Here is a 25266-nt window from a genome sequence, read left to right on the forward strand (position 1 = left end):
TAGTTATCGACCATAAAACCGTTTTCTCAACTTTAATCGACCAAATCACATTTTCCGGTTGCTTTTTCCGTCAAGGCAGGTAGTTTAAATCGGGCGTCAACTACGACATCTTATTTGTAAAGGATTGATTACATGCAGTTCACCAGCCTGAAGACTCATCACCACCATCATCATCCCGAATAGTCTTTCAGGAGGTTGACTGCTGGAAGACACTTAACTGGTGACTTCCAAAAGGACCGCAAGATTCATAAACCCTCGGAAGCACCCACTTCCGAGGGTTTTTTCGTTTTTGACTAGAAGGAAATCGAGCAATGGAAACACAACGTCTGCGCATCGCCATGCAAAAATCCGGTCGCCTGAGCCAGGACTCCCAGGCCCTGTTCAAGAGCTGCGGCCTCAAGATCAACCTGCGCGAGCAACGCCTCATCGCCCATGTCGAGAACATGCCCATCGACATCCTGCGGGTGCGCGATGACGACATCCCGGGGCTGGTGATGGAAGGGGTGGTCGACCTTGGCATCATCGGCGAAAACGTGCTGGAAGAGGTGCAGCTCATCCGCGCCTCCCAGGGCCAGCCCTTTGCGGTCAAGACCCTCAAACAGCTCGACTTCGGCGGCTGCCGCCTCTCCCTGGCGGTGCCGGACGACGTCAACTACACCGGGCCAGAGAGCCTCGCCGGCAAGCGCATCGCCACCTCCTACCCTGGGCTGCTCAAGCGCTTCTTCGACGAGAAGGGGCTCGGCTTCAAGAGCGTGATGCTGGGCGGCTCGGTGGAAGTGGCACCGCGCGCGGGCCTGGCCGACGCCATCTGCGATCTGGTCTCCACCGGTGCCACCCTGGAAGCCAACGGTCTCAAAGAGGTGGAGGTGATCTACCGATCCAAGGCGGTACTGGTGCAGGCGCCCAACCCCTTGTCCGATGCCAAGCAGAAGATCATCGACACCCTGCTGCCCCGCATTCAGGGGATGCAGCAGGCGCGCGAGAGCAAGTACATCATGCTGCACGCCCCCAAGGACAAGCTCGACGCCATCACCGATCTGCTGCCGGGCGCCGAACGTCCCACTATCATGCAGCTGGCGGGCGAAACCAATCAGGTGGCGCTGCACGTCGTCTCCAGCGAGACCCTGTTCTGGGAAACCATGGAACAGCTCAAGGCGCTGGGTGCCAGCTCCATTCTGGTGCTGCCCATCGAGAAGATGATGGAATAAGGATGGACACATGCAGACCCTGATCTGGAAGACCCTCTCCCCCGCCCAGCAGGCCGACGTGCTGACCCGGCCCGCCCTGAGTGACGAAGCCGACATCGGCGCCGTGGTGCGGGAGATCATCGGCTCGGTACGCAGCCGGGGCGATGAGGCCCTGCGCGAGCTGAGCCAGCGCTTCGAACGAGCCCCGCGCCAGCAACTGCAGGTAAGCAACGCCGAAATCGAGGCCGCCTGCGAGCGCCTCGATGACGACATCAAGAGCGCCATCGAGGCGGCCATCACCAACATTCGCACCTTCCACGCCGCGCAAGCGCAACCCGTGGTGCGGGTGGAAACCCAGCCCGGGGTGGTGTGCGAGCTGCGCACCCAGCCCATCGGCCGGGTCGGCCTCTACGTGCCGGGTGGCAGCGCGCCGCTCCCCTCCACCGTGATGATGCTGGCCATTCCGGCAGCGATCGCCGGTTGCCGTGAAGTGGTGCTCTGCACCCCATCCCCGGCCAGCGACGAGATCCTGTTTGCCGCTCGCGCCTGCGGGGTCGAGAAGGTGTTCGCCATCGGCGGCGCCCAGGCCATCGCCGCCATGGCCTATGGCACCGAGACCATTCCCAAGGTGGACAAGATTTTCGGCCCGGGCAACGCCTATGTGACCGAAGCCAAGGGGCAGGTTTCGCGCGACTGGCGCGGCGCCGCCATCGACATGCCGGCCGGCCCCTCCGAGGTGCTGGTGATCGCCGACGAGAGCGCCAACCCGGCCTTCGTGGCGGCGGATCTGCTCTCCCAGGCCGAGCACGGCCCCGACAGCCAGGTGGTGCTGGTGACCACCTCACCGCTGCTGGCCGACGCCATCAACGGCGAGATCAAGCGCCAGCTGGCCAAACTGACTCGGCGCGACATCGCTGCCAAGGCGCTGGGTTCAAGCCTGGTGATCCTCTGTGACGATCTGGCCGAGGCCTGCGCCATCTCCAACGCCTATGCGCCGGAGCACCTGATCGTGCAGACCCGCGCCCCGCGCGAGCTGCTGGACCGGCTTGAAAACGCCGGCTCCATCTTCCTCGGGGCATGGACACCGGAATCGGTCGGCGATTACGCCAGCGGCACCAACCACACTCTGCCCACCTACGGCTATGCCCGCACCTGCTCGAGCCTTGGCCTCGCCGATTATCAGCGCCGCTACACGGTGCAGGAGCTGAGCGAGCGCGGCATTCAGGGCCTTGGCCCCATAGTCCAGCGCATCGCCCAGGCCGAGGGGCTTGATGGCCACAAGAATGCCGTCACCCTGAGGTTGAACGCCCTGGCCGCCGCGCCCCAACCAACAGCACAGCAGAAGGATTTGTCATGAGTATTGCCAATCTGGCGCGCCGCGTGGTGCGGGCCCTCACCCCCTATCAATCCGCCCGCCGCATCGGCGGCAAGGGCCACGTCTGGCTCAACGCCAACGAGGCCCCGCTGGCCTATCCCTTCACCATCGAGGGGAGCCGCCTCAACCGCTACCCCGAGTGCCAGCCGGCCGAGGTGGTGAACGGTTATGCCGCCTACGCTGGGGTCAATCCCGATCAGGTGCTGGTGAGCCGCGGTGCCGACGAGGCCATCGAGCTCTTGATCCGCACCTTCTGCGAGGCGGGACAGGATCAGATCCTCATCTGCCCCCCAACCTACGGCATGTACGCCATCAGCGCCGAGACCTGTGGTGTCGGTATCGTCGAGCAACCGCTTACCACCAGCCGCCAGCCGGACTGGCCCGCCATCGCCGATCGCCTCGGCGACGTGAAGCTGGTGTTCCTCTGCTCCCCCAACAACCCCACCGGGGATCTGGTGGGTCGCGACGGGCTCATCGCCCTGCTGGAGAAAGCGCAGGATCGCGCCATCGTGGTGGTGGACGAGGCCTATATCGAGTTCTGCCCCGAGGCGTCCGTGGTAGACCTGCTGGCTCGCTTCCCCAATCTGGTGGTGACCCGCACCCTCTCCAAGGCCTTCGCCCTGGCGGGGATCCGCTGCGGCTTTACGCTGGCAACCCCCGAGGTGATCGCCATGCTGGCCAAGGTGATCGCCCCCTATCCCATTCCCGAGCCCATCGCCCAGATAGCGGCGCAGGCCCTCTCCCCCATGGGGCTCGAGCTGATGCGCGAGCGAGTGGTGGAGCTCAACAGGCAAAAGGCCGCCTTCAAGGCAGAGCTGGCAGGATTTGCCTGCGTGAAGGAAGTGTTCGAGGACAAGGGCAACTTTGTGCTGGTGCGCTTTGTGGATGGCGCCAGCGTGTTTGCCGCCATGAAGGCCGCCGGCATCATCTTGCGGGACTTCTCGACAAAGCCAGGCCTTGATAACAGCATTCGCGTCACCATCGGCTATCAGGGCGAGATGGACGCCGTGCTGGCCGTGCTGCGTGACCTGCCCTCTCCCACTTTGTAAGACAAGGATGTAGCGATGAAGACCCCGTTTTTGTTTATCGACCGCGACGGCACCCTGATTGAAGAGCCGGTGACCGACAAGCAGGTGGACAGCCTCGCCAAGCTGCGCTTCGAACCCATGGTGATCCCGGTACTGCGCGAGCTGCAGGCCGCCGGTTACGTGCTGGTGATGGTGACCAACCAGGATGGGCTGGGCACCGCCAGCCTGCCGCTGGAGAACTTCCAGCCGCCCCACGATCTGATGATGCACCTGTTCGAATCGCAAGGAGTGAGCTGGGAAAAGGTGCTGATCTGCCCTCACTTCCCCACCGACGGCTGCAGCTGCCGCAAACCCCACCTCGGCCTGGTGAAGGAGTATCTCGCCTCGGGTCGCATCGACTTTGCCAACTCCTTCGTGATTGGTGACAGACAGACCGATCTGCAGCTTGCCGAGAACATGGGCATTCGCGGTATTCGCTACCACCCGCAAGATCACGACTGGCTCGCCATTCGTGATCAGCTGCTCTCCAAAGGACGAGTTGCCGAGGTGGAGCGCTATACCAAGGAGACCCGCATCCAGGTGGCAGTGGACTTAGACAAGAGCGGCGGCAACCAGATTGAAACCGGCATCGGCTTTTTTGATCACATGCTGGATCAGATAGCGACCCACGCCGGTTTCAGGCTCAAGCTCAAGGTGAGCGGCGATCTGCACATCGACGATCACCACACGGTGGAAGATGTCGGCCTCGCGCTCGGTCAGGCCCTGCGCCAGGCCCTTGGCAACAAGCGCGGCATCGGCCGCTTCGGCTTCGTGCTGGCGATGGACGAGGTACAGGCGGTGATCGATGGCCGCCCGCGTGCGGATGAAGAGACCCCGCTCACCGAGCAGGAGGTGGCCACCGCGCTGGATTTGAGCGGCCGCCCCTACTTCGTGTTCGACTGCCCGAGCGGTTTTGGCCGCGACAACGTGGGCGAGATGGCCACCGAAATGGTGCCCCACTTCTTCCGCTCACTTTCTGATGCCATGGCCATCACATTGCAGATGAAGGTGGGCAGCGGCAACACCCACCATCAGGTGGAGGCGCTGTTCAAGGGCTTTGGCCGTGCCCTGCGCCAGGCGATCCGGGTGGAAGGGAGCGAGCTCCCCTCCAGCAAGGGGGTGTTGTGATGGAAGTGAACAAACAGAAGCTGGTCATTATCGATACCGCATTGATGGTGCAAATCTCGCCAATCGACATGGATAAAACACGATGAACAATCAAAAACTGGTCATCATCGACACTGGCTGTGCCAATCTGGCGTCGGTCAGGATGGCGTTCGAGCGCCTCGGCGCGGCGCCTCGGGTCTCCCGCGAGGCGGCCGACATCGAAGCGGCTGACAAGCTGATCCTGCCCGGCGTCGGCACCGCCGTGGCCGCCATGAAGAACCTCAACGAGCGCAATCTGGTGCCGCTCATTCGCGCCGCCAAACAGCCGCTGCTGGGCTTTTGCCTCGGCATGCAGATGCTGGCGGAGGCCTCCGAAGAGATCATGAGTGAGGGCGAAGACAAGGGCGGGCTGATCGACTGCCTCGGCATAGTCCCTGGCAAGATCCGGCTGATGGAGGTGGGCAACCTGCGCCTGCCTCACATGGGCTGGAATCAGGTGGAGCACGACGAGAGCCACCCGCTGCTCAAGGGCATTCCAAGCGGCAGCTACTTCTACTTCGTCCACTCCTACGCCCTGGAGGTGACCGACGCCACCATCGCCACCTGCGACTACGGCCAGCCGTTTACCGCCATCGTCGGTCGTGACAACTTCTTCGGCGCCCAATTCCACCCGGAGCGCTCCGGCGCGGCCGGAGCCCGCCTACTGCAAAACTTTCTGGAGCTTTAACAAGGATGATTATCCCAGCCATTGATCTGATTAACGGCCAAGTCGTGAGGCTCTATCAGGGCGACTACGGCCAGAAGACCGCCTACAGCGACAGCCCGCAGGCCCGCTTCGATGAATATGTCTCCCAGGGGGCAGTGCAGCTGCACCTGGTGGATCTGGACGGTGCCAAGGATGCCAAGGCGCGCCAGCTTCCCCTCATCGCCCAGCTGCTGTCGGCGACCGAGGCGCCGGTGCAGGTGGGGGGCGGCGTGCGCAGCGAACAGGATGTGGCGGATCTGCTGGCCGCCGGCGCCAGTCGGGTGGTGATCGGCTCCACCGCCGTCAAATCGCCGGATCTGGTGGCCAGCTGGATGGAGAAATACGGCCCCGAGCGCATCGTGCTGGCGCTGGACGTCAATATCGACGCCCAGGGCAATCGCCATATCGCGGTGGCCGGCTGGCAGGAGAACAGCGGAGTAACCATAGAGGCGTTGATCGAACGCTTCCTGCCCGCTGGGCTCAAGCACGTGCTCTGCACCGACATCAGCCGTGACGGTACCCTGGCCGGCACCAACGTCGAGCTCTACCGGGATCTCTGCGCCCGCTACCCGAGCGTCGGTTTCCAGGCCTCCGGCGGCATTGGCAGCATTGAGGATATCGAGGCGCTCAAGGGCTCAGGGGTCAAGGGGATCATCCTCGGTCGCGCCCTGCTGGAGGGCAAGTTCTCGGTGGGGGACGCCATCGCCTGCTGGGGCAGTCACGGCAACGCCGGCTGATCCCGCCACAGCAGACAACCTCCTGACGTTGACTGGTGAAGGCCCGCCTGCGGGCCTCTCTCCAGGCAAGGGGTAAATCGGGGTAAGTCCTTATTACTTGGTAACAATTGACTCTATACTCCAACTCACTGAGACAACGTCACGGAGGATCTATGTTTACATCTCACTCCGCCACCATCCTGATTGTCGACGATTCCCCCGAGAATCTGATGGTGCTGACCGACCTGCTCTCCTCCACCTACCGGGTGCTCGCGGCCCAGAGCGGAGAGAAGTGCCTGCGCATCGCCACCGGCAAGATCACACCGGACCTCATTCTGCTGGATGTGATGATGCCTGGTATGGACGGCTACGAGGTGCTCAAGCAGTTGCGTCTCAACGACCAGACCAGCCGCATCCCGGTCGTGCTGCTCACCGCCCTCGCCGATCCCCAGAGCGAAGAGTACGGCCTGTCGCTGGGAGCCGCCGACTACATCACCAAACCCATCAAACCCGCCATCGTCCAGGCCAGGGTACGCACCCAGCTGGAGGCCAAGCAGGCCCGCGACGGTCTGCAAAACCAGAATGCCGCGCTGGAGGCCGAAGTGGCACGGCGCATGGCGGAAAATGATCTGACCCAGCAGGTCTCCATCCGCGCCCTCGCCCATCTGGCGGAGATCCGCGATCCCGAAACCGGCAATCACATCCTGCGCACCCAGGGCTATGTCAGGCAGCTGGCCAGCGCGCTGTCGACCCATCCCCGCTTTGCCGAGACCCTGACCCCCCGCTACATCGACCTGCTGAGCCGCTCGGCCCCGCTGCACGACATCGGCAAGGTGGGCATACCGGATCAGATCCTGCTGAAACCGGGCAAGCTGACGCCCGAGGAGTGGCAGATCATGCGCACCCACGCCAAGCTCGGCAGCGATGCCATCGAGGAGGCTGAACGGGACATCGATCAGCCACTGGTATTTCTCACCCTGGCCAAGGAGATCGCTCACTGGCACCACGAGAAGTGGGACGGCAGCGGCTATCCGGACGGTCTGAAGGGAGACGCCATTCCACTCTCGGCCCGCTTGATGGCGCTGGCGGACGTGTTCGACGCCCTCATCAACGTGCGAGTCTACAAGGCTGCAATGCCCTATGACGAGGCGCGCGCCCTGATCCTCTCCGGCAGCGGCCAGCATTTCGACCCGGACGTGGTGACCGCCTTTGACAGCCACTTCGACGAGTTCATCGCCATCGCCGAGCGCTACAAGGACGACAACGAGGTCCCTCATGGCTGAACGGCCGCCCTTGACCCGGGCCCATGTGCTCAATGTGGTGCTCACCTATGCCGCCGTGGCGAGCCTGTGGATCCTGCTCTCCGACAAGGCGGTGGAGTGGCTGTTCAGCACCCCGGCGCAATTTGCACTGGCCAGTACCATCAAGGGGTGGCTGTTCATTGTCATCACCGCCACCCTGCTCTACGCCATGCTGCGCCGGCGCATCGATCAGCCCACCGTCAGCAGCACGCCATCGAGGCGCCAACTGCTTCCCTTTGTGCTGTTCAATGGCCTCATCATCGCCCTGACCGCCATGGCCATCGCCCAGAACATCAATCTGACCCAGGACAAGGAGGCGACCCGGCTCGAGACCATCGCCGACCTCAAAGGCAAGCGCATCACCGAGTGGCTCAACTCCCGCGAATTCGACGCCCACATACTGCTCGAAAACCCGCTCTATGGCGCCCTCTATCGCGAAGCCCAGACCAGCCATGCCGGCCAGGCCGACCTGATGGCCAGGCTCGATGAGTTTCTCTCCATCCGCCGTTTCAGCGCCGCCACCGTGCTGGCGCCGAGTGGCGAGGTGCTGTGGCAGACGCAGGGGGCCAGCGGTCTCAACCGCGCGCTGCGCAATGTCCTGACCAGTGTCAGCGCCGGGCGTATCACCCGGGTGGGCCCCTACCTGGACGAGCAAGGGCATGCCCGGCTCGATTTCATCGCCCCCCTGCCGGTGACCGACGGCAAGCCCCCCCTGATCGTGCTGCAGATCAGCAGCAGCGAGCCCCTCAACAGCATTCTCAAGACCTGGCCGGTGCCGGACAGCAGCGGCGAGGCCCTGCTGTTTCGCCGCAACGGCGAGCAGATCCAGTTCATCAATGACGTCCGCTATCGTCCGGACTCGGCCCTCAGCCTGCAGTTGCCGGCCAGCAGCAAGGAGCTGCTGGCGGCCCAGTACCTGCGCCATGATCACGACGCCCAGGACAAAGCGATCTTCTTTGGCCGGGACTATCGCAACGTACCTGTGTTTGGCACCGCCCGTCCGGTGCTGGGCACCGACTGGTACCTGCTGGCCAAGATAGACGAGGCGGAGCTCAACCGCGCGGTATTGAAAGAGAGCATCTGGATCGGGCTCATCGGCCTGCTTGCCCTCTTCATTACCAATGCGGGCATAGTGCTGCTGCGCCAGCACACCCGACTGCAGATGGCTGAGCAGGTTCGCCAGTCCCAGGCAGGCCGGCTGCAGGCGCTGCAGTTGCTCTCCGCCATCGCCGACAGCTCGGAAGACGCCATCTTCGCCAAGGATCTGGAGGGCAAGTACATCCTGTTCAACCGCGCCGCCAGCCAGTTCGTCGGCAAGTCGGCCAGCGAGATACTGGGCCAGGATGACACGGCCATCTTTCCCCCCGATCAGGCGCGCATGCTGATGGAGATTGGCCGCCAGGTGATTGCCAGCAACCGGGTGCAGACCCAGGAGGAGTTTCTGACCCTGCCAGGCGGCGAGCGGGTGTTTCTCGCCACCAAGGGGCCGCTGCAGGGCAGCGATGGCGAGGTGATCGGTATCTTTGGCATCTCTCGCGACATCACCGACTTCAAGCGGGCCGAAGCGGGCCTGCGCGAGCGTGAAGGGCTGTTCCGCGCCCTGGTGGAGCAATCCCTGGCCGGCATCTACATCATCCAGCAGGGTCAACTCTGCTACATCAACCCCGGTTTTGCCCGCCTGTTCGGCTACGGTTCGACTGCGGCACTGCTGAAGATTGGCTCCCTGCCAGCCCTGGCCAGTGCCAAGGACAGCGCCAGAGTGGCCGAACAGCTGCAGCGCTGCGAGCAGGAAGACAGCGAGATCCACACCCGCTTCACCGCCCTGCATCACGATCACCAGAACATCGAGATGGAGCTGTACGGCCGGCGTGTCGACTACCGTGGCCAGCCCGCAGTACTCGGCCTCTTGCTGGACATCACGGAGCGGGAGCAGGTCGAACAGGCCCTGACCCGCCAGGCGAGCGAACTGCGCCAGCAAAACAACGAGCTGGAGCGGTTCAACAAGGTGATGGTGGACAGGGAGCTCGCCATGCTGGCCCTCAAGCACAAGATCAATGAGTTGTCGCTCCAGCTCGGAGAGCAGCCCCCCTACCCGCAGGCCCCCACTCCGCCGGAAGAGTCCCTATGATGAACTGGTCTTCGCTGTGGCATCTTCGCCCCACCAAACAGCGCTGGGGCGTCTGCCTGCTGGCACTGCTGCTGCCCGTCCTGATGCTGCAGATCCGGGTCCAGCTGCCGATTGCCTTTGGCGAGCGCCCCCTGCTGGTGCTGTTCATGCTGCCCATCATCGTCTGTGCCCTGCTGGGGGGGCTGTTGCCCGGTCTGATCTGCACTCTGATGAGCGGCCTGCTCACGGCCTACTTCGTGTTGCTCCCGGTCCACGAGCTGCGCATCGGCTCCGGCCAGGATCTGGTGCAGTGGGGCATTCTGGAGGTCAACGGCATCCTCATCAGCCTGCTGAGCGCCGCGGTGCACCACTCCCGCAGCCGGGAGACCCAGCGTTGGCAAGAGCTGGCCAGCATCCAGTCCCGTCTGCAACAGAGTGAAACCCGCTTCCAGGCCACCTTCGAACAGGCCGCGGTCGGCATTGCCCTGGTCGCCCCCGACGGCAAGTGGTTGCGGGTCAACCAGCGGCTGTGCGACATGGTGGGCTATCAGGCCGACGAGCTGATGGGGATGACCTTTCAGCAGATCACCCACCCGGACGATCTCTTCATCGACCAGACCTATGTGACCCAGATGCTGGCCGGCGAACGCCAGCAGTACACCCTGGAGAAACGCTATCTGCGCAAGGGGGGAGAGATCCTCTGGATCACCCTGACGGTGGCGCTGGTCAAAAATCTCAAGGGGGAGCCCGACTACTTCATCTCGGTGATCGAGGACAACCAGCAGCGCAAGGAGGCGGAGGAGGCCCTGCGCCGCAACGAGGGGATCCTGCGTGAATCCCAGCACCTGGCCAAGATCGGCAACTGGCGCTGGCACATCGCCGATGACAGCCACTTCTGGTCGCCGGAGATCTACCGCATCTATGGCCGCGATCCCTCCCTGCCCCCTGCCATCTATCCCGAAGTGAAGAAGTATTTCACCCAGGAGGGGTGGCGAACCATTGCCCAGTCGGTCGAACGCTGCCTGCAGGATGGTCAACCCTACGAGTGCGATGCCGAGGTGTATCACGAACATGGCGACCCCGCCTGGATCATCGCCCGGGGGGCGGCGCTTCGAGACAGTGAGGGGACCATAGTCGAGCTTTACGGCACGGTACAGGACATCACGGAGCGCAAGCTGGCCGAGCAGCAGTTGCTGCACAACCAGCAGATAGCGCTCGATACCCAGCGCCGCGCCCGACTGGCGGCGCTCAATCTGATGGATGACGCCATCAGCGCCCGCATCCGCGCCGAGACCACCAGCAGCGCCCTGCGCGAGAGTGAACAGCGGTTGCTGCTGGCCCAGGAGGGGGCGCACATCGGGATCTGGGAGTGGAACATCCAGAGTGGTCGCCTCTACTTCTCCCCCGAGTGCGCCCGCCTCTATGGCCGCAGCGCAGAGCAACTCAGCGAGATCCACACCTGGCAGCGCTGCCTGCACCCGGACGACAAGCCGCGCATCGACAAGCTGCTGGCAGACCTTCCCGCCGGCGGCAAACCGGTGGAGCTCGAGTTCCGGATCCTGCTGCCCAACGGCGAGGTGCGCTGGCTCAGCAGCAAGGGCAGCGTCTATCGGGATGCCCAGCAGCGCCCGCTGCGCCTGCTCGGCATCCATCTGGACATCACAGAGCGCAAACTGGCCGAGCAGCAGCTGCGCCAGCTGTCGCTCGCGCTGGAGCAAAGCCCGGACGGCGTCTTCATCACCGATACCCAGGCCCGCATCGAGTATGTCAACGTCGCCTTCCTGACCACCAGCGGCTACCAGCAGAGCGAAGTGATCGGCCAGACCCCGACCCTGCTGCGCTCCGGCCTCACCCCCAGGGCCACCTATATCGCCCTGTGGGACGCCATCAAGCGCGGCCAGCGCTGGCACGGCGAGTTCATCAACAAACGCAAGGACGGCTCCCACTATCATGTGCTGGCCACCGTCTCCCCCATCCGCCAGGAGAACGGGGTAGTGACCCACTACGTGACGGTACAGGCCGACATTACCGAGAAGAAGCAGCTCGGCGAGGAGCTCGATCAGTACCGCTACCACCTGGAGGAGATGGTTGACGAGCGCACCCTGCAACTGGCCCAGGCCCACCAGCGGGCGGAGAGCGCCAATCGCGCCAAGAGTGCGTTTCTGGCCAACATGAGCCACGAGATCCGCACCCCCATGAACGCCATTCTGGGGCTCACCTATCTGCTCAAGCGCGACACGCCGGATCACACCCAGCAGGAGCGGCTGGAGAAGATCGACAACGCCGCCCAGCATCTGCTCACCATCATCAACGACATTCTGGATCTCTCCAAAATCGATGCCGGCAAGATGGCGCTGGAGCAGAGCGACTTCTCCCTCACCGCCATGCTGGACAACGTCAGCGCCCTGATGAGCGAGCAGGCCCGCGCCAAGGGGCTCACCATCATAGTCGACATCGGCGACACCCCGGCCTGGGTGCACGGCGACATCACCCGCCTGCGCCAGGCGCTGCTCAACTACACGGCCAATGCCATCAAGTTCACCGAGCAGGGCTCGGTCACCCTGCGGGTACGACCGGAGCGCCAGCTTGGCAACGACTATCTGCTGCGCTTCGAGGTGGAAGACACCGGCATCGGCATCAGCCCGGAACAGACCGAGAAGCTGTTCCAGGCCTTCGAGCAGGCGGACGTCTCCACCACCCGCAAATATGGCGGCACCGGGCTGGGGCTCGCCATCACCAGCCGGCTCGCCACCCTGATGGGCGGGGATGTGGGGGTCAGCAGCACCCTCGGCAAGGGCAGCTGTTTCTGGTTTACCGCCCGCCTCTCGGCAGGCCAGGGCGAGCCGCAACAGCCCGCCCGGCTGGAGCAGACGGTGCAGCAGGCTCTCTTTTTCGCCAACCATGCCAGGGTGCTGCTGGTGGAGGACAACGCCATCAACCGCGAGGTGGTGCTGGAGCTGCTCGGCAACAGCGGCCTGGTCATAGAGACGGCGGTGAACGGCCAGGAGGCGCTGGAGCGCGTCAGTCAGCACCCCTTCGATCTTATCCTGATGGACATACAGATGCCGCTGATGGATGGCTACAGCGCCACCCGCGCCATCCGGGCGCTGCCGGGTTGGGATAAGGTGCCCATTCTGGCGCTTACCGCCAGTGCCTTCGAAGAAGACAGAAGGGCCTGCGAGTCCGCCGGCATGAACGACTTCATCGCCAAACCGGTCACCCCGACCCGCCTGTTTGCAGCGCTGCAACAGTGGTTGCCCAACAGCTCAGCCGCCAAACCCGCTTATCAACGCCGGGCCAACGATCTGCTGATCGGCCCCCTCGCCCGCCTGCAAGGGGTGCCCGGGCTCGACCTGCAGCAGGGGCTGGCGGTGTTGCAGGGCAACCAGAACAAGTACGTGACCCTGCTGCGCCACTTCGCCAGCGAACACAGTCTGGACATGCAGCAGCTGGCCGCTCAGCTGCAAACCGGTGACAAGCCCGCCGCCACCCGGCTGGTTCACACCCTGCGCGGGGTTGCCAGCACCCTGGGGCTGGTCGAGCTGGCCGCGCTCTGTCAGCAGCTGGAGCAGGCCCTTGCCAAAGGGAACCTGGCCCCAGCCGAGCTGATGATGCCCATCGAGCGCCACCTCTCTGAGCTGCTCAACCTGCTGGGAGAGGAGGAGCGCCTGGTCCCCGCCACCTCGGCCCCCCTTGGCGGCCAGTGGCAACAACCGCTGCTGCGTCAGATGGAAGATCTGCTGCTGCAAAGCGACACCGCTGTGCTGCCGCTGTTCGAGCAGTATGCCGCCCCCCTGATGCTCACGCTGGGCACTCAGGGCGAGACGCTGGCCCGCCAGCTCAAGGTGTTCGACTTTGATGGGGCCCTGCTCACTCTGCGGGCACTGCTGGCAACGGATGATGCTCATGGGGATCCACTGGCACGCCAGCCCGATGGCAGCAAGGGATCCCAGAGGGCCAACAGGGCGGATAAAGGGTTGAATCACTGAATAAAGTCGTGCATATAGTGGTGTTCCCCCGCGTGAAAACACCGTCCGGATCCGGTCTTTTCTCCCGTACAGGAACCCGCTGTTAAAGCATGCCATTGACATTTTTTCACTCGCCACCGTGCCCCAAGGCCCGTTGGCAACAACGTTAGTTTTAACAGTGCTTTACATGGAGCAACGAGCATGTTGTCAAAGCGTATTATCCCCTGCCTCGACGTCAAAGATGGCGTGGTGGTCAAGGGAGTGCAGTTTCGTAATCACGAGGTGATGGGCGGCATCGTCGAGCTGGCCCGCCGCTACGCCAGCGAGGGGGCCGACGAGCTGGTGTTTTACGACATCACAGCCTCAAGCGATGAGCGGGTGGTGGACAAGAGCTGGGTGAGCCGGGTGGCCGAGGTCATCGATATACCCTTCTGCGTCGCTGGCGGCATCAAGAGTGTCGAGGATGCCCGCCAGATCCTGGAATTCGGGGCCGACAAGGTCTCCATCAACTCACCGGCACTGGCCGATCCCACCCTCATCACCCGCCTGGCCGAGCGCTTCGGCGTGCAGTGCGTGGTGGTGGGCATCGACTCCTATTTTGATGCCCAGAGCGGTCACTATCAAGTCAAGCAGTTTACCGGCGACGAGAGCCGCACCCGCACCACTGCCTGGCATACCCTCGACTGGGTCGAGGAGGCACAAAAGCGTGGCGCCGGTGAAATCGTGCTGAACGTGATGAACCAGGACGGCATGCGCCAGGGCTATGATCTCGAGCAACTCAAGCTGGTGCGCGCCGTCTGCAAGGTGCCGCTCATCGCCTCCGGCGGCGCCGGTGCCATGGAACACTTTCGCGATGCCTTCACCCTCGCCGACGTGGACGGAGCGCTGGCCGCCTCCGTGTTCCACAAAGGCCTTATCCCCATTCCCGAACTGAAACGCTGGCTGAAAACCGAAGGAGTCGCCATCCGTGAATAATCAAGCTGTAAACAACGACGCATCGCTGGCTGAGCGCCTGGACTGGGCGAAATGTGACGGCATGATCCCCGCCATCGTCCAGCATGCCGCCAGCGGCGAGGTGCTGATGCAGGGATTCATGACCCGGGAAGCCCTGGATAAAACCCTGGCGACCGGCCAGGTCACCTTCTTCAGCCGCAGCAAACAGCGCCTCTGGACCAAGGGGGAGAGCTCGGGCCATGTGCTCCAGCTGGTCGCCATCACCACCGACTGCGATCAGGACTCCCTGCTGATTGCCGCCAACCCCGTCGGCCCCACCTGCCATCTGGGCAATCCCTCCTGCTTCGACGGCCACCCTGTGCCGCCCCTTGGCTTCCTGGCCGAGCTCGAGCAGATCCTGGCCGCACGCAAAGGGGCAGATCCGGCCACCAGTTACACCGCCAGCCTCTATGGCAAGGGCACCAAGCGCATCGCCCAGAAGGTGGGTGAAGAGGGTGTCGAAGTGGCGCTCGCCGCCATGGCCAAGGATCGGGAGGAACTTATCAACGAATCCGCTGACCTGCTCTACCACCTGACGGTCTTGCTGCAAAACGAAGGGCTGGCGTTGAAGGATGTGGTACAGCGGCTTTATGAGCGCCACAACAAATAAGCAAAAAAATAAACGGGCTGATAGCCCGTTTATTCATTCATCCCCAAGGTGAGTAAATCATGATACTCTGCCAAATCACAGCAAGATGTTTTATTAACCAATTTGATTACTGCTCTTTGTAGATTATATGATGCTTCGTGAAACATTACTTCAGACTCAAGCTGACCACTAAGAAAAACAGCATTTTGATTATCGTTTAGCACTGTAGAATAGACCCACACAAAATAATCAAAAACATCAATTGAAGACTCAATACTTTGACACCTTTGGTCTAAAAAAGAAAGATTCAAAGTAACTTGTATTTTTTTCAGAAAAGCAACATCAAAGTCATTAACCCATGTTGACCAAGAAAAACTTGCACTATTACTCTGGGGTAATGAATTCCGAACTAACTCAGCATCCATGAATGCTAAATTATACACATCCTTCTTTCTTATATAAAGACAGTACATTACAATCAAAAATACAATATCAATACTCTTCTTCAGGTTAGAAATGATAGCAACTAAATTGGATATCATTCTATTCATGTCTCTTACTGACATTCCAAAAGCACTCGAAATTTCAGCAATTATTTTGGCGATCTGTTCTTTTGAGAGTCTTGGATATAGAACACTCTCAGTTGGCAGCCAAATATCATCTCCGTACAGAGCAAGCCTTGAGCTTGCCATTTGCTCTCTTGGACTTCTTTTTAAGGTTTTCTGGCTATCAAAAAATCGTTCAAAGTATTTCTTTCCGTCAAACCCTTCTCCATAGATAGACTTCACTGCATGTTGTAGTTGCTCGGTATCCGTTGCTAGGACAAACACTACCCCAGGGATCTCGAATATATGCTTGATCGTTTCCAGCATTTCTACCGCATAGGAAGGGCGACAACGGTCAAGCTCATCAATCAAGATAAATGCGGGATAATCGAGTTTCTTCTCACTTAAACCCACAGCCCCCTCGACCCATTGTCGTATCTCTGTTTTGAGATACTGAATAGATTCATAACGCTCCTTGTGATTGCTGCAAAGCGTATCAACCAGCTTGTCTGCGTCTTCTCCTTCCATAGAAAAGTCACCATCTTCCAGTCCAGCTTTTTTAATGGCTGACTTGAGTACTAATTTCCCACCAATTTTTAACAATCCTAAAAGCTTTGATTTAATGCCATCAGGTACGGCAAGCTTATCTCCCGCAGCATCTCTCAGTTGTTCGATAATCGATGAGATCACCGTCAGCAAGGGGTCATCAGAAAAGTCCTGCTGCCAGGCATCGATATAGACGGTGGGATAGTGCTGCTTCAGCTCCATATACCAGCGCTTGATAAACCAGGTTTTGCCTGCCCCCCATTCGGCATTGAGGTTCAACACATAGTTGCGCTGTTTGCCCTCTGTCGCCAGATAATTGGTCAGAAATTCGGCATAGCGAGCGCGATCCAGTCGATCTCCTGCGAGAGTATCCTGCACTCCTTCAATGGTACCCGGACCACTCCATGCAATGGAGTTTTCCCAATTAAATTCTGCACGCGTCATAATATTTCCCTGCCTCGATATTGAGCAGGATATTACCAGAGTGAGCCTCGAAAGAGTTTGATGGACATAGAAGTTTGGCGCCATATTGCTCCAGGCAGAATGGCACCAACTTAAAACTTGGGATAAGAGTAGCTAGCTCCTACCCCAGCTGCTGGCGCAGCATAAATTTCTGCACCTTGCCGGTGGAGGTTTTCGGCAGTGGGGTGAAGATGATGCGCTTGGGGGCCTTGAAATGGGCCATCTGCTCGCGGCAAAACTCGATGAGTTCGGCCTGGCTGAGTTCGCGCCCCTCCTTGAGCTTGACGAAGGCGCAGGGCACCTCCCCCCACTTCTCGTCAGGCATGGCTATCACCGCCACCTCGTCCACATCGGGATGGCGATAGAGCACGTCTTCCACCTCCAGGCTGGAGATGTTCTCCCCGCCGGAGATGATGATGTCCTTGGATCTGTCCTTGATCTCCACGTAACCGTCCGGATGCCACACCGCCAGATCGCCGCTGCGAAACCAGCCCTCCGCCATCGCCTCGGCGCTGGCGACCGGGTTCTTGAGATAGCCCTTCATCACCACATTGCCGCGCAGCACGATTTCGCCCATGGTCTTGCCATCCTGGGGGACCGGCTCGCCGCTGACCGGATTGATAACCCGCATCTCCCCCTGCAGCGGTGAGGCCACCCCCTGACGCGCCTTGAGACGCGACAGCGTGGTGGCATCTTGCCCCTGCCAGCTTTTTTGCGGCTCGCACAGCACGCAGGGGCCATAGGTTTCGGTGAGGCCGTAGACATGGGTCACGGCGATCCCCATCGCCTCCATGCCGGCGATCACGGTGGCGGGGGGCGCCGCGCCTGCCGTCATCGCCTTGATGGGGTGGTCGAGCCCGCGTTTGAGGGCCGGATCGGCGTTGTTGAGCATATTGAGTACGATGGGGGCGGCGCAAAAATGGCTCACCTTGTGCTCGTGCAGCGCCTCATAGATGGCCGCCGCCTGCACATGGCGCAGGCAGACGCTCACCCCGGCCGTCGCCGCCAGGGTCCAGGGGAAACACCAGCCGTTGCAGTGAAACATCGGCAGGGTCCAGAGATAGACGCTGTGCTTGGGCAGCTCCCAAGAGAGCACGTTGTTGACCGCATTGAGGTGGGCGCCGCGATGGTGATAGACCACCCCCTTGGGGTTGCCGGTGGTGCCGGAGGTGTAGTTCAGGGAAATCGCCTGCCACTCATCTAGCGGCAGCCAGCCTGGCTCATCCCCATTCCCCTCGGCAAGAAACCCCTCATAGGTGAGCTCGCTGACCAGCTCCCCTTGCTGATAGAGGGGATCGTCGATGGCGATCAGCAGCGGCTGGTTCTCGATAAGTGCCAACGCCTTTTGCACCAGGGTGCCGAACTCCCTGTCCACCAGCACCACCTTGCTCTGGGCATGCTGGAAGATAAAGGCCATCGACTCGGCATCGAGCCGGGTGTTGATGGTGTTGAGCACGGCGCCGCTCATGGGCACCCCGAAATGAGCCTCGAACATGGCCGGGGTATTGGGGGCGACGATGGAGACGGTATCCCCCTCGCCGATGCCGCGCAGGCGAAGGGCCGAGGCCAGCTGGCGGCAGCGTCGCTCGGTCTGGGCCCAGCTCTGGCGCAGGGGGCCGTGGATCAGCGCCGGATAGTCGGGGTAGACCCGGGCGGCCCGTCCCATAAAGCTGATGGGGGTCAGCGCCTCATAATTGGCGGGATTTTTTTCCAGATCGCGCTGATAGATGTTCTGCTCTGTCATCGGGTTCCTTCCTCGCAGGTAGCAAAAGCGGTGCGCTCCCGGGAGCGCCGGCAACCATCGTCTGGCGTCCTGCCAGAGGGTGCTCGTATCGGGGATCACAGCCTAGCGCGAGGTAATGGCCACAGGTATTAGCAAAACGTCTTAGAGGTGCTGCGCCGGCGACGCCAATCTGACCGAGCCGCATGTTGGTGCCTGTTTTTTCAGCGACAAATGTCGACGGCCAATATCCTCGGCATAAAACCCGGCAAATAATGAATATGCTGATGTTGGCATGCAAGCTGGCCATATCTGGTTGCAGGCTTGCCGATATAGATATATTTAGAAACACCACCTCCTGGATATTTATGGCATAAGCAAGCGCATCGGTTTATTGCCAATAAATTAATGACAGATCCCTCATGAAATATATTTTGTGACGGCTTCCATAAAGCAGGCCCGCAGCGCTGTTCATGCTTCCCCTCGGCGGGTTATGGTTTCTTGGTGAAACAATCTACCGGATGTTCAATATCAGGCCAGATTTCTCGCCATACGATGCGCAACAACCAGTGAGTTTGCGCACTCCCGCGGCATGACGAAGGAACCCTATCGACCCGATATTCCGCCGAGCCCGAACCTGCTTTATCGAGGAGCATTTTATGTGTGCCGAGCCGAATACCCATACCCGCAGACAATTTCCCACCGCGTTTACCATCTTGTTTTTGATCATGTTGTTGGCCATCGCCCTCACCTGGATAATTCCGGCGGGCGCCTATGCCAAGCTCTCTTATAATGCCGCCAGCCATATGCTGACCATCAACACGCCGCAAGGGGAAACCCGGCGAGTGCCCGCCACTCAGGATGAGCTAACCAGACTCGATATCAATATCGGGGTGGAGCAGTTCGTCAACGGCACCATCCGCAAGCCCATCGCCATCCCCGGTACCTATGAGCGGCTGACCCAGGCGCCGAAGGGGCTCTCCGACGTGGCAGTGAGCATGGTCAAGGGCACCATAGAGGGGGCCGACATCATCGTCTTCATCCTGGTGCTGGGGGGCCTTATCGGCGTCATCAACAAGACCGGCGCCTTCAATGCCGGACTGGTGGCGCTGTCGCGCAAGACCCGGGGCAACGAGTTCCTTTTCGTGGCGCTGGTCTGCTTCGTCATGGCGCTGGGGGGCACCACCTGCGGGCTGGAGGAGGAGGCGGTCGCCTTCTATCCCATACTGGTGCCCATCTTTCTGGCGCTCGGCTATGACGCCATCGTCTGCGTGGGGGCCATCTTCCTCGCCGCCTCCATGGGCACCACCTTCTCCACCATCAACCCTTTCTCGGTGGTGATCGCCTCCAACGCCGCCGGCATCCCCTTTACCGAGGGGTTGAGCTTTCGCGCTGTCGGCTGTCTGGTGGGCACCCTGGTGGTGATCGGTTACCTCTACTGGTACTGCAAGAAGCTCAAGGCCAACCCTGCCTTCTCCTACACCTATGAAGACAGAGAGAGCTTTCGGGCCCGCTTCCTGAAAGAGGGCTCCCTCGATGAAGGGGTCCCCTTCACCCTGCGCCGCAAGATCATCCTGACCCTGTTCATCCTCGCCTTCCCCCTGATGGTGTGGGGTGTCTCCATGGCTGGCTGGTGGTTCCCGCAGATGGCGGCCTCCTTCCTGGCCGTCGCCATCGTCATCATCCTTATCTCCGGCCTCAAGGAGAAAGAGGCTGTCGAGGCCTTCACCCAGGGAGCGTCCGAGCTGGTGGCGGTCTCGCTCATCATCGGGCTGGCGCGGGGGGTCAACCTGGTGCTGGATCAAGGGATGATCTCGGACACCATTTTGGCCTATGCCTCCAGTCTGGTGGCCGGCATGCACGGCACCGTGTTTGCGGTGGCCCAGATGCTGGTGTTCACCCTGCTGGGGCTGGTGGTGCCCTCTTCCTCGGGGCTGGCGGTGCTCTCCATGCCCATCATGGCGCCGCTGGCGGATACCGTGATGATCCCGCGCTATATCGTGGTGTCGGCCTACAACTGGGGCCAATACGCCATGCTGTTCCTGGCCCCCACCGGGCTGGTGCTGGTCACCCTGCAGATGCTCGGCATCCAGTTCAACCAGTGGGTCAGGTTCGTGCTGCCCATGGTGGGCTTTGTGCTGGGTTTCGGCGCCCTGATGCTGGTGGCGCAGGTGATGATGATCTAGGGCAGATGGCCCCCGCCCCGGCGGGGGTCATGTCTTACCCAGGGCGCAGATCTGGGGGAACTAGTGGCGCACCCTGTGCTGCTGGCGAAAACAGAAGAGCTTGAGGCTGATGTCGGCAAGGTCGGCGGGCAGCTCCTGCGCCGTCTCGCAGAGGGGTTGATAGAGGGAGTCCAGCAGCCGCTGGGCTTGTTCCCGGGTGATGATGCCGGCCTGCACGGCCGGTTGTATCCATCTTGGCAGCATCGACATATGAACCCCCTTGCTGACCGGATGACCGCAGCCGATCTGGCCTGACTGCGGGTGGCGCCTGCCGGCTCACATTGCTGCGGGCCGCCAGAGACGCGCGATTGATCCTCTCTGCCAACAGAGCAAGCATAATGCTTGCCGTGATCTGTTATCGGCCGCCAATTCTCCCCGCAACAGTGATTTATCAAGCGGTTGGCACACCCTGACTGGCCCTTGTTGACGACTAGGCCCCCCTTGTTTGCCACTGCGCCAGCCGGCTGGTGGCAGGAGCTTGGCGCAAAATGGGAAAATAGGCCCAGCTGAATCGCAAAATGCCACTCGCAGATCGCTTTTTCTCCCTTCACTGCACCTTTGTCGCCAAAGCCCGACACCTTTTTGGCGAGGCACTTTTCGGTGCAGTCAGGGGTTGTCGTGCCCGCACGGGCTTTGCCTTGTGCCTCCTTGCCCTTGTGCCAAGATGAGCGCAAGCAAGAGACGCATCCCGTGATGCATTTGAGGAGAAGAGAAAATGAACAAATCCATGTTGGCAGGAGTCGGGATCGGTGTGGCCTCTGCGCTGGCCTTGTCAGCCGCCGCCAGCGGATCCCTGTTTTCATCACAGCCTCAGTTCGCTGAAGTGCTGGCCAGCAAAGCGGTGACCGAGACCATCAAGACCCCCCGTCAGGAGTGTCGCAACGTCACCGTGACCCACCGCAAACCGGTGCAGGACGAGCACAAGATCCTGGGTACCGTGGTCGGTGCGGCGCTGGGCGGCGTGCTCGGCAACCAGTTTGGTGGTGGCAACGGCAAGAAGGTGGCGACCGCCGCCGGCGCCGTGGCAGGCGGCTATGCCGGCAACCAGGTGCAGGGCAACATGCAGGCCGGTGATACCTACACCACCACGGAGCAGCGCTGCAAGACGGTGCAGGAGAGCAGCACCCGCACCCTGGGCTATGACGTCACCTACCGCCTCGCCGGTCAGGAAGGGGTGATCCGCATGAACAAGGCCCCCGGCGCCACCATCCCGGTCAAGGATGGCAAGCTGGTGATCGACGGTCCCCAGAGCGGCAGCTGATCCCGTCAGCTGGTCCAGCTCAGAGGCCCATCCTGGTGATGGGCCTCGCTGTTTTTGGCACTTTGGCCGACAACAGAAACAACAGAAAGGGGCCCGCAGGCCCCTTTTTATATTGAGGAGTCATCCTCAGTGGCGACCGAAGGGCCACCAGGACTTGTCGTTGTCCAGAATGTCGACCCGGGCCTCCTGCAGGTTGCCCGGCTGGGCACCCTGCAGCGCGGCCAAGCTTACCTTGAACTGCTCGGTGGGCTCGACAAACCAGTCATCGATGATCAGCACCTTGACCGACTTGCTGCCCCCCTCGCCCGCGGCCCAGCTCACCGATTGACCGAACCAGGGCAGGAAATCCAGCCCCCAGCGCGCCGTGATCCCGTCAAGGGCCACCCGGGCCCGGGCCGGCTTGCTCAGATCGCCGCTGCGCACCAGCGGGATCTCGGCAAACCACTGCCCCTCGTTCACCGTCATGCTGGCACGCGCCAGCGAGATGGTGGACGGCGCCAGCTTGTCCTTGATGGTCACCAGGGTCTGGTGCTGCTCGCCCAGGGTCGCGCCGCTCGCATCAAACAGCTCCAGGGTAAAGGTCTCGTCCCCTTCGTGCAGGGTGTCGCTCTTCACCGGGATGCTGATGGTCTGGCTGTCGCTCTGGCCAGCGGCCCAGTGCAGGGTGCCGGTGAGTGGCGCCACGTCGCTTGCGTCCGCGCTGCCGTAGGCAATGCGATAGCTGACGCTGGCCTCCCCATAGCTGCCGTCGCGGCGCGCCACGCTCAGGGTCAGGGTGTTGCCCTCCTCCACACTGGCAGCGGCGCTCTCGAGGCTCAAGACCCCGGCGGGCGGCAGCGGGTACTGGATGGCCACCAGCACGGGATCGTGATCCGAGGCGCTGAAAGGCCCTTCGGATTTCGCCAGCTGGCCGCTGTACTTGCTGCCGTACTCGAAGAAGTTGCTCTCGGCGGAGTTGATGTGCCAATCCTCGATGCCGATCACCTTGGCCGCTAGGCTCGGGTTTGCCAGGGCGTGATCCAGGTTGCCGAGCTCCCCTTCGTAGCTGTAGGAGTAGGTGTCGGTACCGTGGAAGCGGGTGTTGAGGTTGATAAGGCCATACCCCTTGCCAAGGGCGCTGCCGCTCTCCTCGAAGGGCTGACCCGCCAGGGTGGTGAAGGAGGCGCTCATGATCTGGCGCGATTGGGCGGCCGGATCATAGTCGGTCAGCACCCGGATGGGATCCTCCATGCCGTAGGCGTTCATATCGCCGATGAGCAGCAGATCCCCGCCCAGATCCTTGAGGCTCTCCCCCAGCACCTTGGCGGCGGAGACCCGCAGCGCATTGCAGTGGCCCTGGCCATCCAGCGGATCGGCAGTGGCGTAATCGGGGTAATCCTCGAAGCAGGCGGAGCCCTTGGACTTGAGGTGGTTGACCACCAGGGTCAGCGGCGCATCCCCCTTGGGCGAGCTGAAGCGCTGCACCAGCGACTCGCGCATCCCTTGGTTGATGGTCACCGGCTTGCCGCTGGCGTCCTGCGCCTCGGCCTGCTGCACCGGCAGCGCGATGAGGCTGGCGGCCCCCTCCGGGGTCACCTTGGCGGGCCGGTAGATGAGCCCCACCGTGATGGCATCGGTGCCAATCGGCTTGCCATCCGGCGAGGCAATCCAGCGGTAGTGATCCGCCTCATCCGGCTGGGCGGCGTTGAGGGCAGCCACCAGGTTGGCGATGGCGGAGTTGTCGCCGTAGCCGTTGTTCTCGATCTCCATCAGCCCCACCACGTCGGCGTTGAGGCGGGTGATGGCGCTGACGATCTTGGTGCGCTGCAACTCGAACTCCGCCACCGTCAAGGCGCCCCGGTTGCTGCCGGTGGGGTTGGCATCGCCCCCCACGACCGTGGTGAAGAAGTTGAGCACGTTGAAGCTGGCGACCCGCAGATCCCCCGCCTCGGCGAGCTCAGGGGTTTCCACCCGATCCCAGCCGCTGTGATCAATCTGGCTTGCGTCGATGTGGTTGCTGGCCACCAGCCGGAACAGGTTGTAGGAGTAGCCAAGCGCCCCCTCCAGCCCGTTGAGCTTGTCGCCGATGCGCAGATAACCGTCCTCGGCGTTGAAGCCGGGGAACCAGGGCAGCACACCGTCCGGCGCCTTGGCGTCGGTCTCCACCACCAGCTGGTTCTGCTGGTTGCGCATAGCCCAGTTGCTCGCCTCCTGGCTCATGGCGGCAAATTTCTGGGTCGACTTGATGAGCGGCGCGCCATAGGCCAGCACCAGATTGTTGCGCTTGCCGTCGTAATCGAAGCTGAAGTTGCGGGTCACCACCAGGCTGGATTCAGGCACCAGCCGCACCTGCATCCCCTCGTGACGCTCCAGCAGCTGGCTCAGGCTCTCGCCCGCCACCGGCACCAGATCCACCGCGGCCGGCACGGCCCCAGCGGGCCGGGTCACCACCAGCTCGTCGGCGTTAAGCTGGGTCTGATTGAAATACTCCTTCACCTTGCCAGAGACGCACACCTCGGCCCCCGGCACGATGGCAGCGTTGGCCTTGATGCTGTAGACGAAGAGGCCGTCGGAGGTGGCCGGATCGCCGTCCCCCTGTTCATCCTGGATGAAGAAGCCCTTGTAGAGGCCGCTCACCACCTGGGTCACCACACCGCGGGTGGCATAGGCCTGCTCAGACTCGAACTTGCCGGCCGGCACCAGCGGGCTGCTGTTGCCGGGGCCCTGAATGGCGGGCACCGGCACCAGGTTGTCCACCGGGCAGACGAAGGCGGGCGGCTGGGTACCATCGCAGGGGCCATCGCCGCTGCAACCCAGGCCACTGGCGTCATCTTTCGGGGCGGCCACGTATTCGAGCGCCGGATCGAAGGGGGCGGTTGCATCAGTCCGGCCGGTGGTGACGGTGGCCTTGCGGCGCAGGGTCATGTCCAGGGTCGAGACGTTGCCCGACACCCAGGCCGTACCCGGATCCACCCCCACCTGGCCGAAGCTGTCGATTATCTCGCTGCCGCGATAGAGCACCAGGGCGTCGTCACCGTTGAACACCAGGTTGCCGCTGGTGCGGTTGGCCTTGGCCAGGATCTCGCTGCTGGCGGAGGGGTTGGCCAGCACCAGGGTGGCGCCCGGGGCTAGGGTGCCTTGCAGCGCCAGGCTGTTGGTGGGTGATTCGCTGATGGGTTTGCCGTTGGCGTAGAGTGCCAACCGATACTGGGAGAGATCGACGGCATCGCTGCCGAGGTTGCTCAGCTCCACCGCCTTGTTGTTGCCCGAGCCTTCCAGGTATTCGCTGATGAGCAGCTGTGCCTGTGCCGGTCCCGCCAGCGCCAGCCCGACGGCCAGCGCTACCAGAGAGTGTCTTCCTGACATGCCAGTT

At 61.9% G+C, this 25266-nt stretch carries 17 protein-coding genes and 1 other annotated feature; of the genes, 13 read left to right on the forward strand and 4 right to left on the reverse strand.

All coding sequences use genetic code 11. The features are described 5' to 3' along the window. The first annotated feature begins 158 nt into the window (after positions 1-158). Positions 159-283 (forward strand) — a sequence feature (His leader region). Positions 284-311: 28 nt separating this feature from the next. From hisG to hisIE, 11 genes are all read left to right on the forward strand, one after another. Then, the gene (gene hisG, locus ACB031_RS02215; RefSeq protein WP_005301071.1) at positions 312-1208 is read left to right on the forward strand and encodes an ATP phosphoribosyltransferase; all 897 of its coding nucleotides are present in this window, start codon (positions 312-314) and stop codon (positions 1206-1208) included. 10 nt (positions 1209-1218) lie between these two features. Next, on the forward strand, positions 1219-2544 hold the full coding sequence (gene hisD / locus ACB031_RS02220) for a histidinol dehydrogenase (protein WP_371138903.1): 1326 nt from the start codon (positions 1219-1221) through the stop codon (positions 2542-2544). Next, positions 2541-3611, forward strand: coding sequence for a histidinol-phosphate transaminase (gene hisC, locus ACB031_RS02225; protein WP_371138904.1), 1071 nt, complete (start codon positions 2541-2543; stop codon positions 3609-3611). Before hisD ends, hisC begins: the two co-directional genes overlap by 4 nt. 15 nt (positions 3612-3626) lie before the next feature. Further along, positions 3627-4757, forward strand: coding sequence for a bifunctional histidinol-phosphatase/imidazoleglycerol-phosphate dehydratase HisB (hisB, locus tag ACB031_RS02230; protein ID WP_371138905.1), 1131 nt, complete (start codon positions 3627-3629; stop codon positions 4755-4757). Positions 4758-4839: 82 nt separating this feature from the next. After that, complete coding sequence (hisH, locus tag ACB031_RS02235; RefSeq protein WP_371138906.1) at positions 4840-5463, forward strand: imidazole glycerol phosphate synthase subunit HisH; 624 nt, start codon at positions 4840-4842, stop codon at positions 5461-5463. Between the two features lie 5 nt (positions 5464-5468). Then, on the forward strand, positions 5469-6218 hold the full coding sequence (gene hisA, locus ACB031_RS02240) for a 1-(5-phosphoribosyl)-5-[(5-phosphoribosylamino)methylideneamino]imidazole-4-carboxamide isomerase (RefSeq protein WP_371138907.1): 750 nt from the start codon (positions 5469-5471) through the stop codon (positions 6216-6218). A gap of 152 nt (positions 6219-6370) precedes the next feature. Then, positions 6371-7480: a two-component system response regulator gene (locus ACB031_RS02245; RefSeq protein ID WP_117403624.1), complete on the forward strand. Its 1110-nt coding sequence runs from the start codon at positions 6371-6373 to the stop codon at positions 7478-7480. Then, a complete protein-coding gene (locus ACB031_RS02250) occupies positions 7473-9626 on the forward strand; it encodes a PAS domain S-box protein (RefSeq protein ID WP_371138908.1) in 2154 nt (717 codons plus the stop codon). The genes ACB031_RS02245 and ACB031_RS02250 overlap by 8 nt, the downstream gene beginning before the upstream one ends. Continuing rightward, positions 9623-13594 carry a PAS domain S-box protein gene (locus tag ACB031_RS02255; RefSeq protein ID WP_371138909.1) on the forward strand — a complete coding sequence of 1324 codons (3972 nt, stop codon included), beginning with the start codon at positions 9623-9625 and terminating at the stop codon, positions 13592-13594. Before ACB031_RS02250 ends, ACB031_RS02255 begins: the two co-directional genes overlap by 4 nt. Positions 13595-13774: 180 nt before the next feature. After that, positions 13775-14548, forward strand: a complete 774-nt coding sequence (gene hisF, locus ACB031_RS02260; protein ID WP_011706044.1) for an imidazole glycerol phosphate synthase subunit HisF — start codon at positions 13775-13777, stop codon at positions 14546-14548. Continuing rightward, entirely contained in the window at positions 14541-15176 is a 636-nt protein-coding gene (gene hisIE, locus ACB031_RS02265; RefSeq protein WP_124249483.1) for a bifunctional phosphoribosyl-AMP cyclohydrolase/phosphoribosyl-ATP diphosphatase HisIE, read from the forward strand. The genes hisF and hisIE overlap by 8 nt, the downstream gene beginning before the upstream one ends. A gap of 29 nt (positions 15177-15205) precedes the next feature. Here hisIE and ACB031_RS02270 read toward each other — a convergent pair whose 3' ends face one another. Further along, entirely contained in the window at positions 15206-16690 is a 1485-nt protein-coding gene (locus ACB031_RS02270; protein ID WP_080760985.1) for a P-loop NTPase fold protein, read from the reverse strand. A 139-nt stretch (positions 16691-16829) separates the two neighbouring features. After that, the gene (locus ACB031_RS02275) at positions 16830-18452 is read right to left on the reverse strand and encodes an acyl-CoA synthetase (RefSeq protein ID WP_371138910.1); all 1623 of its coding nucleotides are present in this window, start codon (positions 18450-18452) and stop codon (positions 16830-16832) included. A gap of 635 nt (positions 18453-19087) precedes the next feature. Here ACB031_RS02275 and ACB031_RS02280 point away from each other — a divergent pair. Then, entirely contained in the window at positions 19088-20614 is a 1527-nt protein-coding gene (locus ACB031_RS02280; protein WP_371138911.1) for a YfcC family protein, read from the forward strand. 60 nt (positions 20615-20674) lie between these two features. Here the strand turns inward: ACB031_RS02280 and ACB031_RS02285 are convergent, their stop codons facing one another. Continuing rightward, positions 20675-20863, reverse strand: coding sequence for a hypothetical protein (locus tag ACB031_RS02285; protein ID WP_017764436.1), 189 nt, complete (start codon positions 20861-20863; stop codon positions 20675-20677). A 505-nt stretch (positions 20864-21368) separates the two neighbouring features. On the opposite strand from ACB031_RS02285, the gene ACB031_RS02290 reads away from it, so the two are divergent. Next, entirely contained in the window at positions 21369-21914 is a 546-nt protein-coding gene (locus ACB031_RS02290) for a glycine zipper 2TM domain-containing protein (protein WP_016350791.1), read from the forward strand. Positions 21915-22040: 126 nt separating this feature from the next. Here the strand turns inward: ACB031_RS02290 and ACB031_RS02295 are convergent, their stop codons facing one another. Then, a complete protein-coding gene (locus tag ACB031_RS02295) occupies positions 22041-25259 on the reverse strand; it encodes an ExeM/NucH family extracellular endonuclease (protein WP_371138912.1) in 3219 nt (1072 codons plus the stop codon). Positions 25260-25266: the final 7 nt, after the last annotated feature.

It is taken from the genome of Aeromonas sp. S8(2024) (assembly GCF_041403085.1).
Taxonomy (GTDB): domain Bacteria; phylum Pseudomonadota; class Gammaproteobacteria; order Enterobacterales; family Aeromonadaceae; genus Aeromonas; species Aeromonas dhakensis.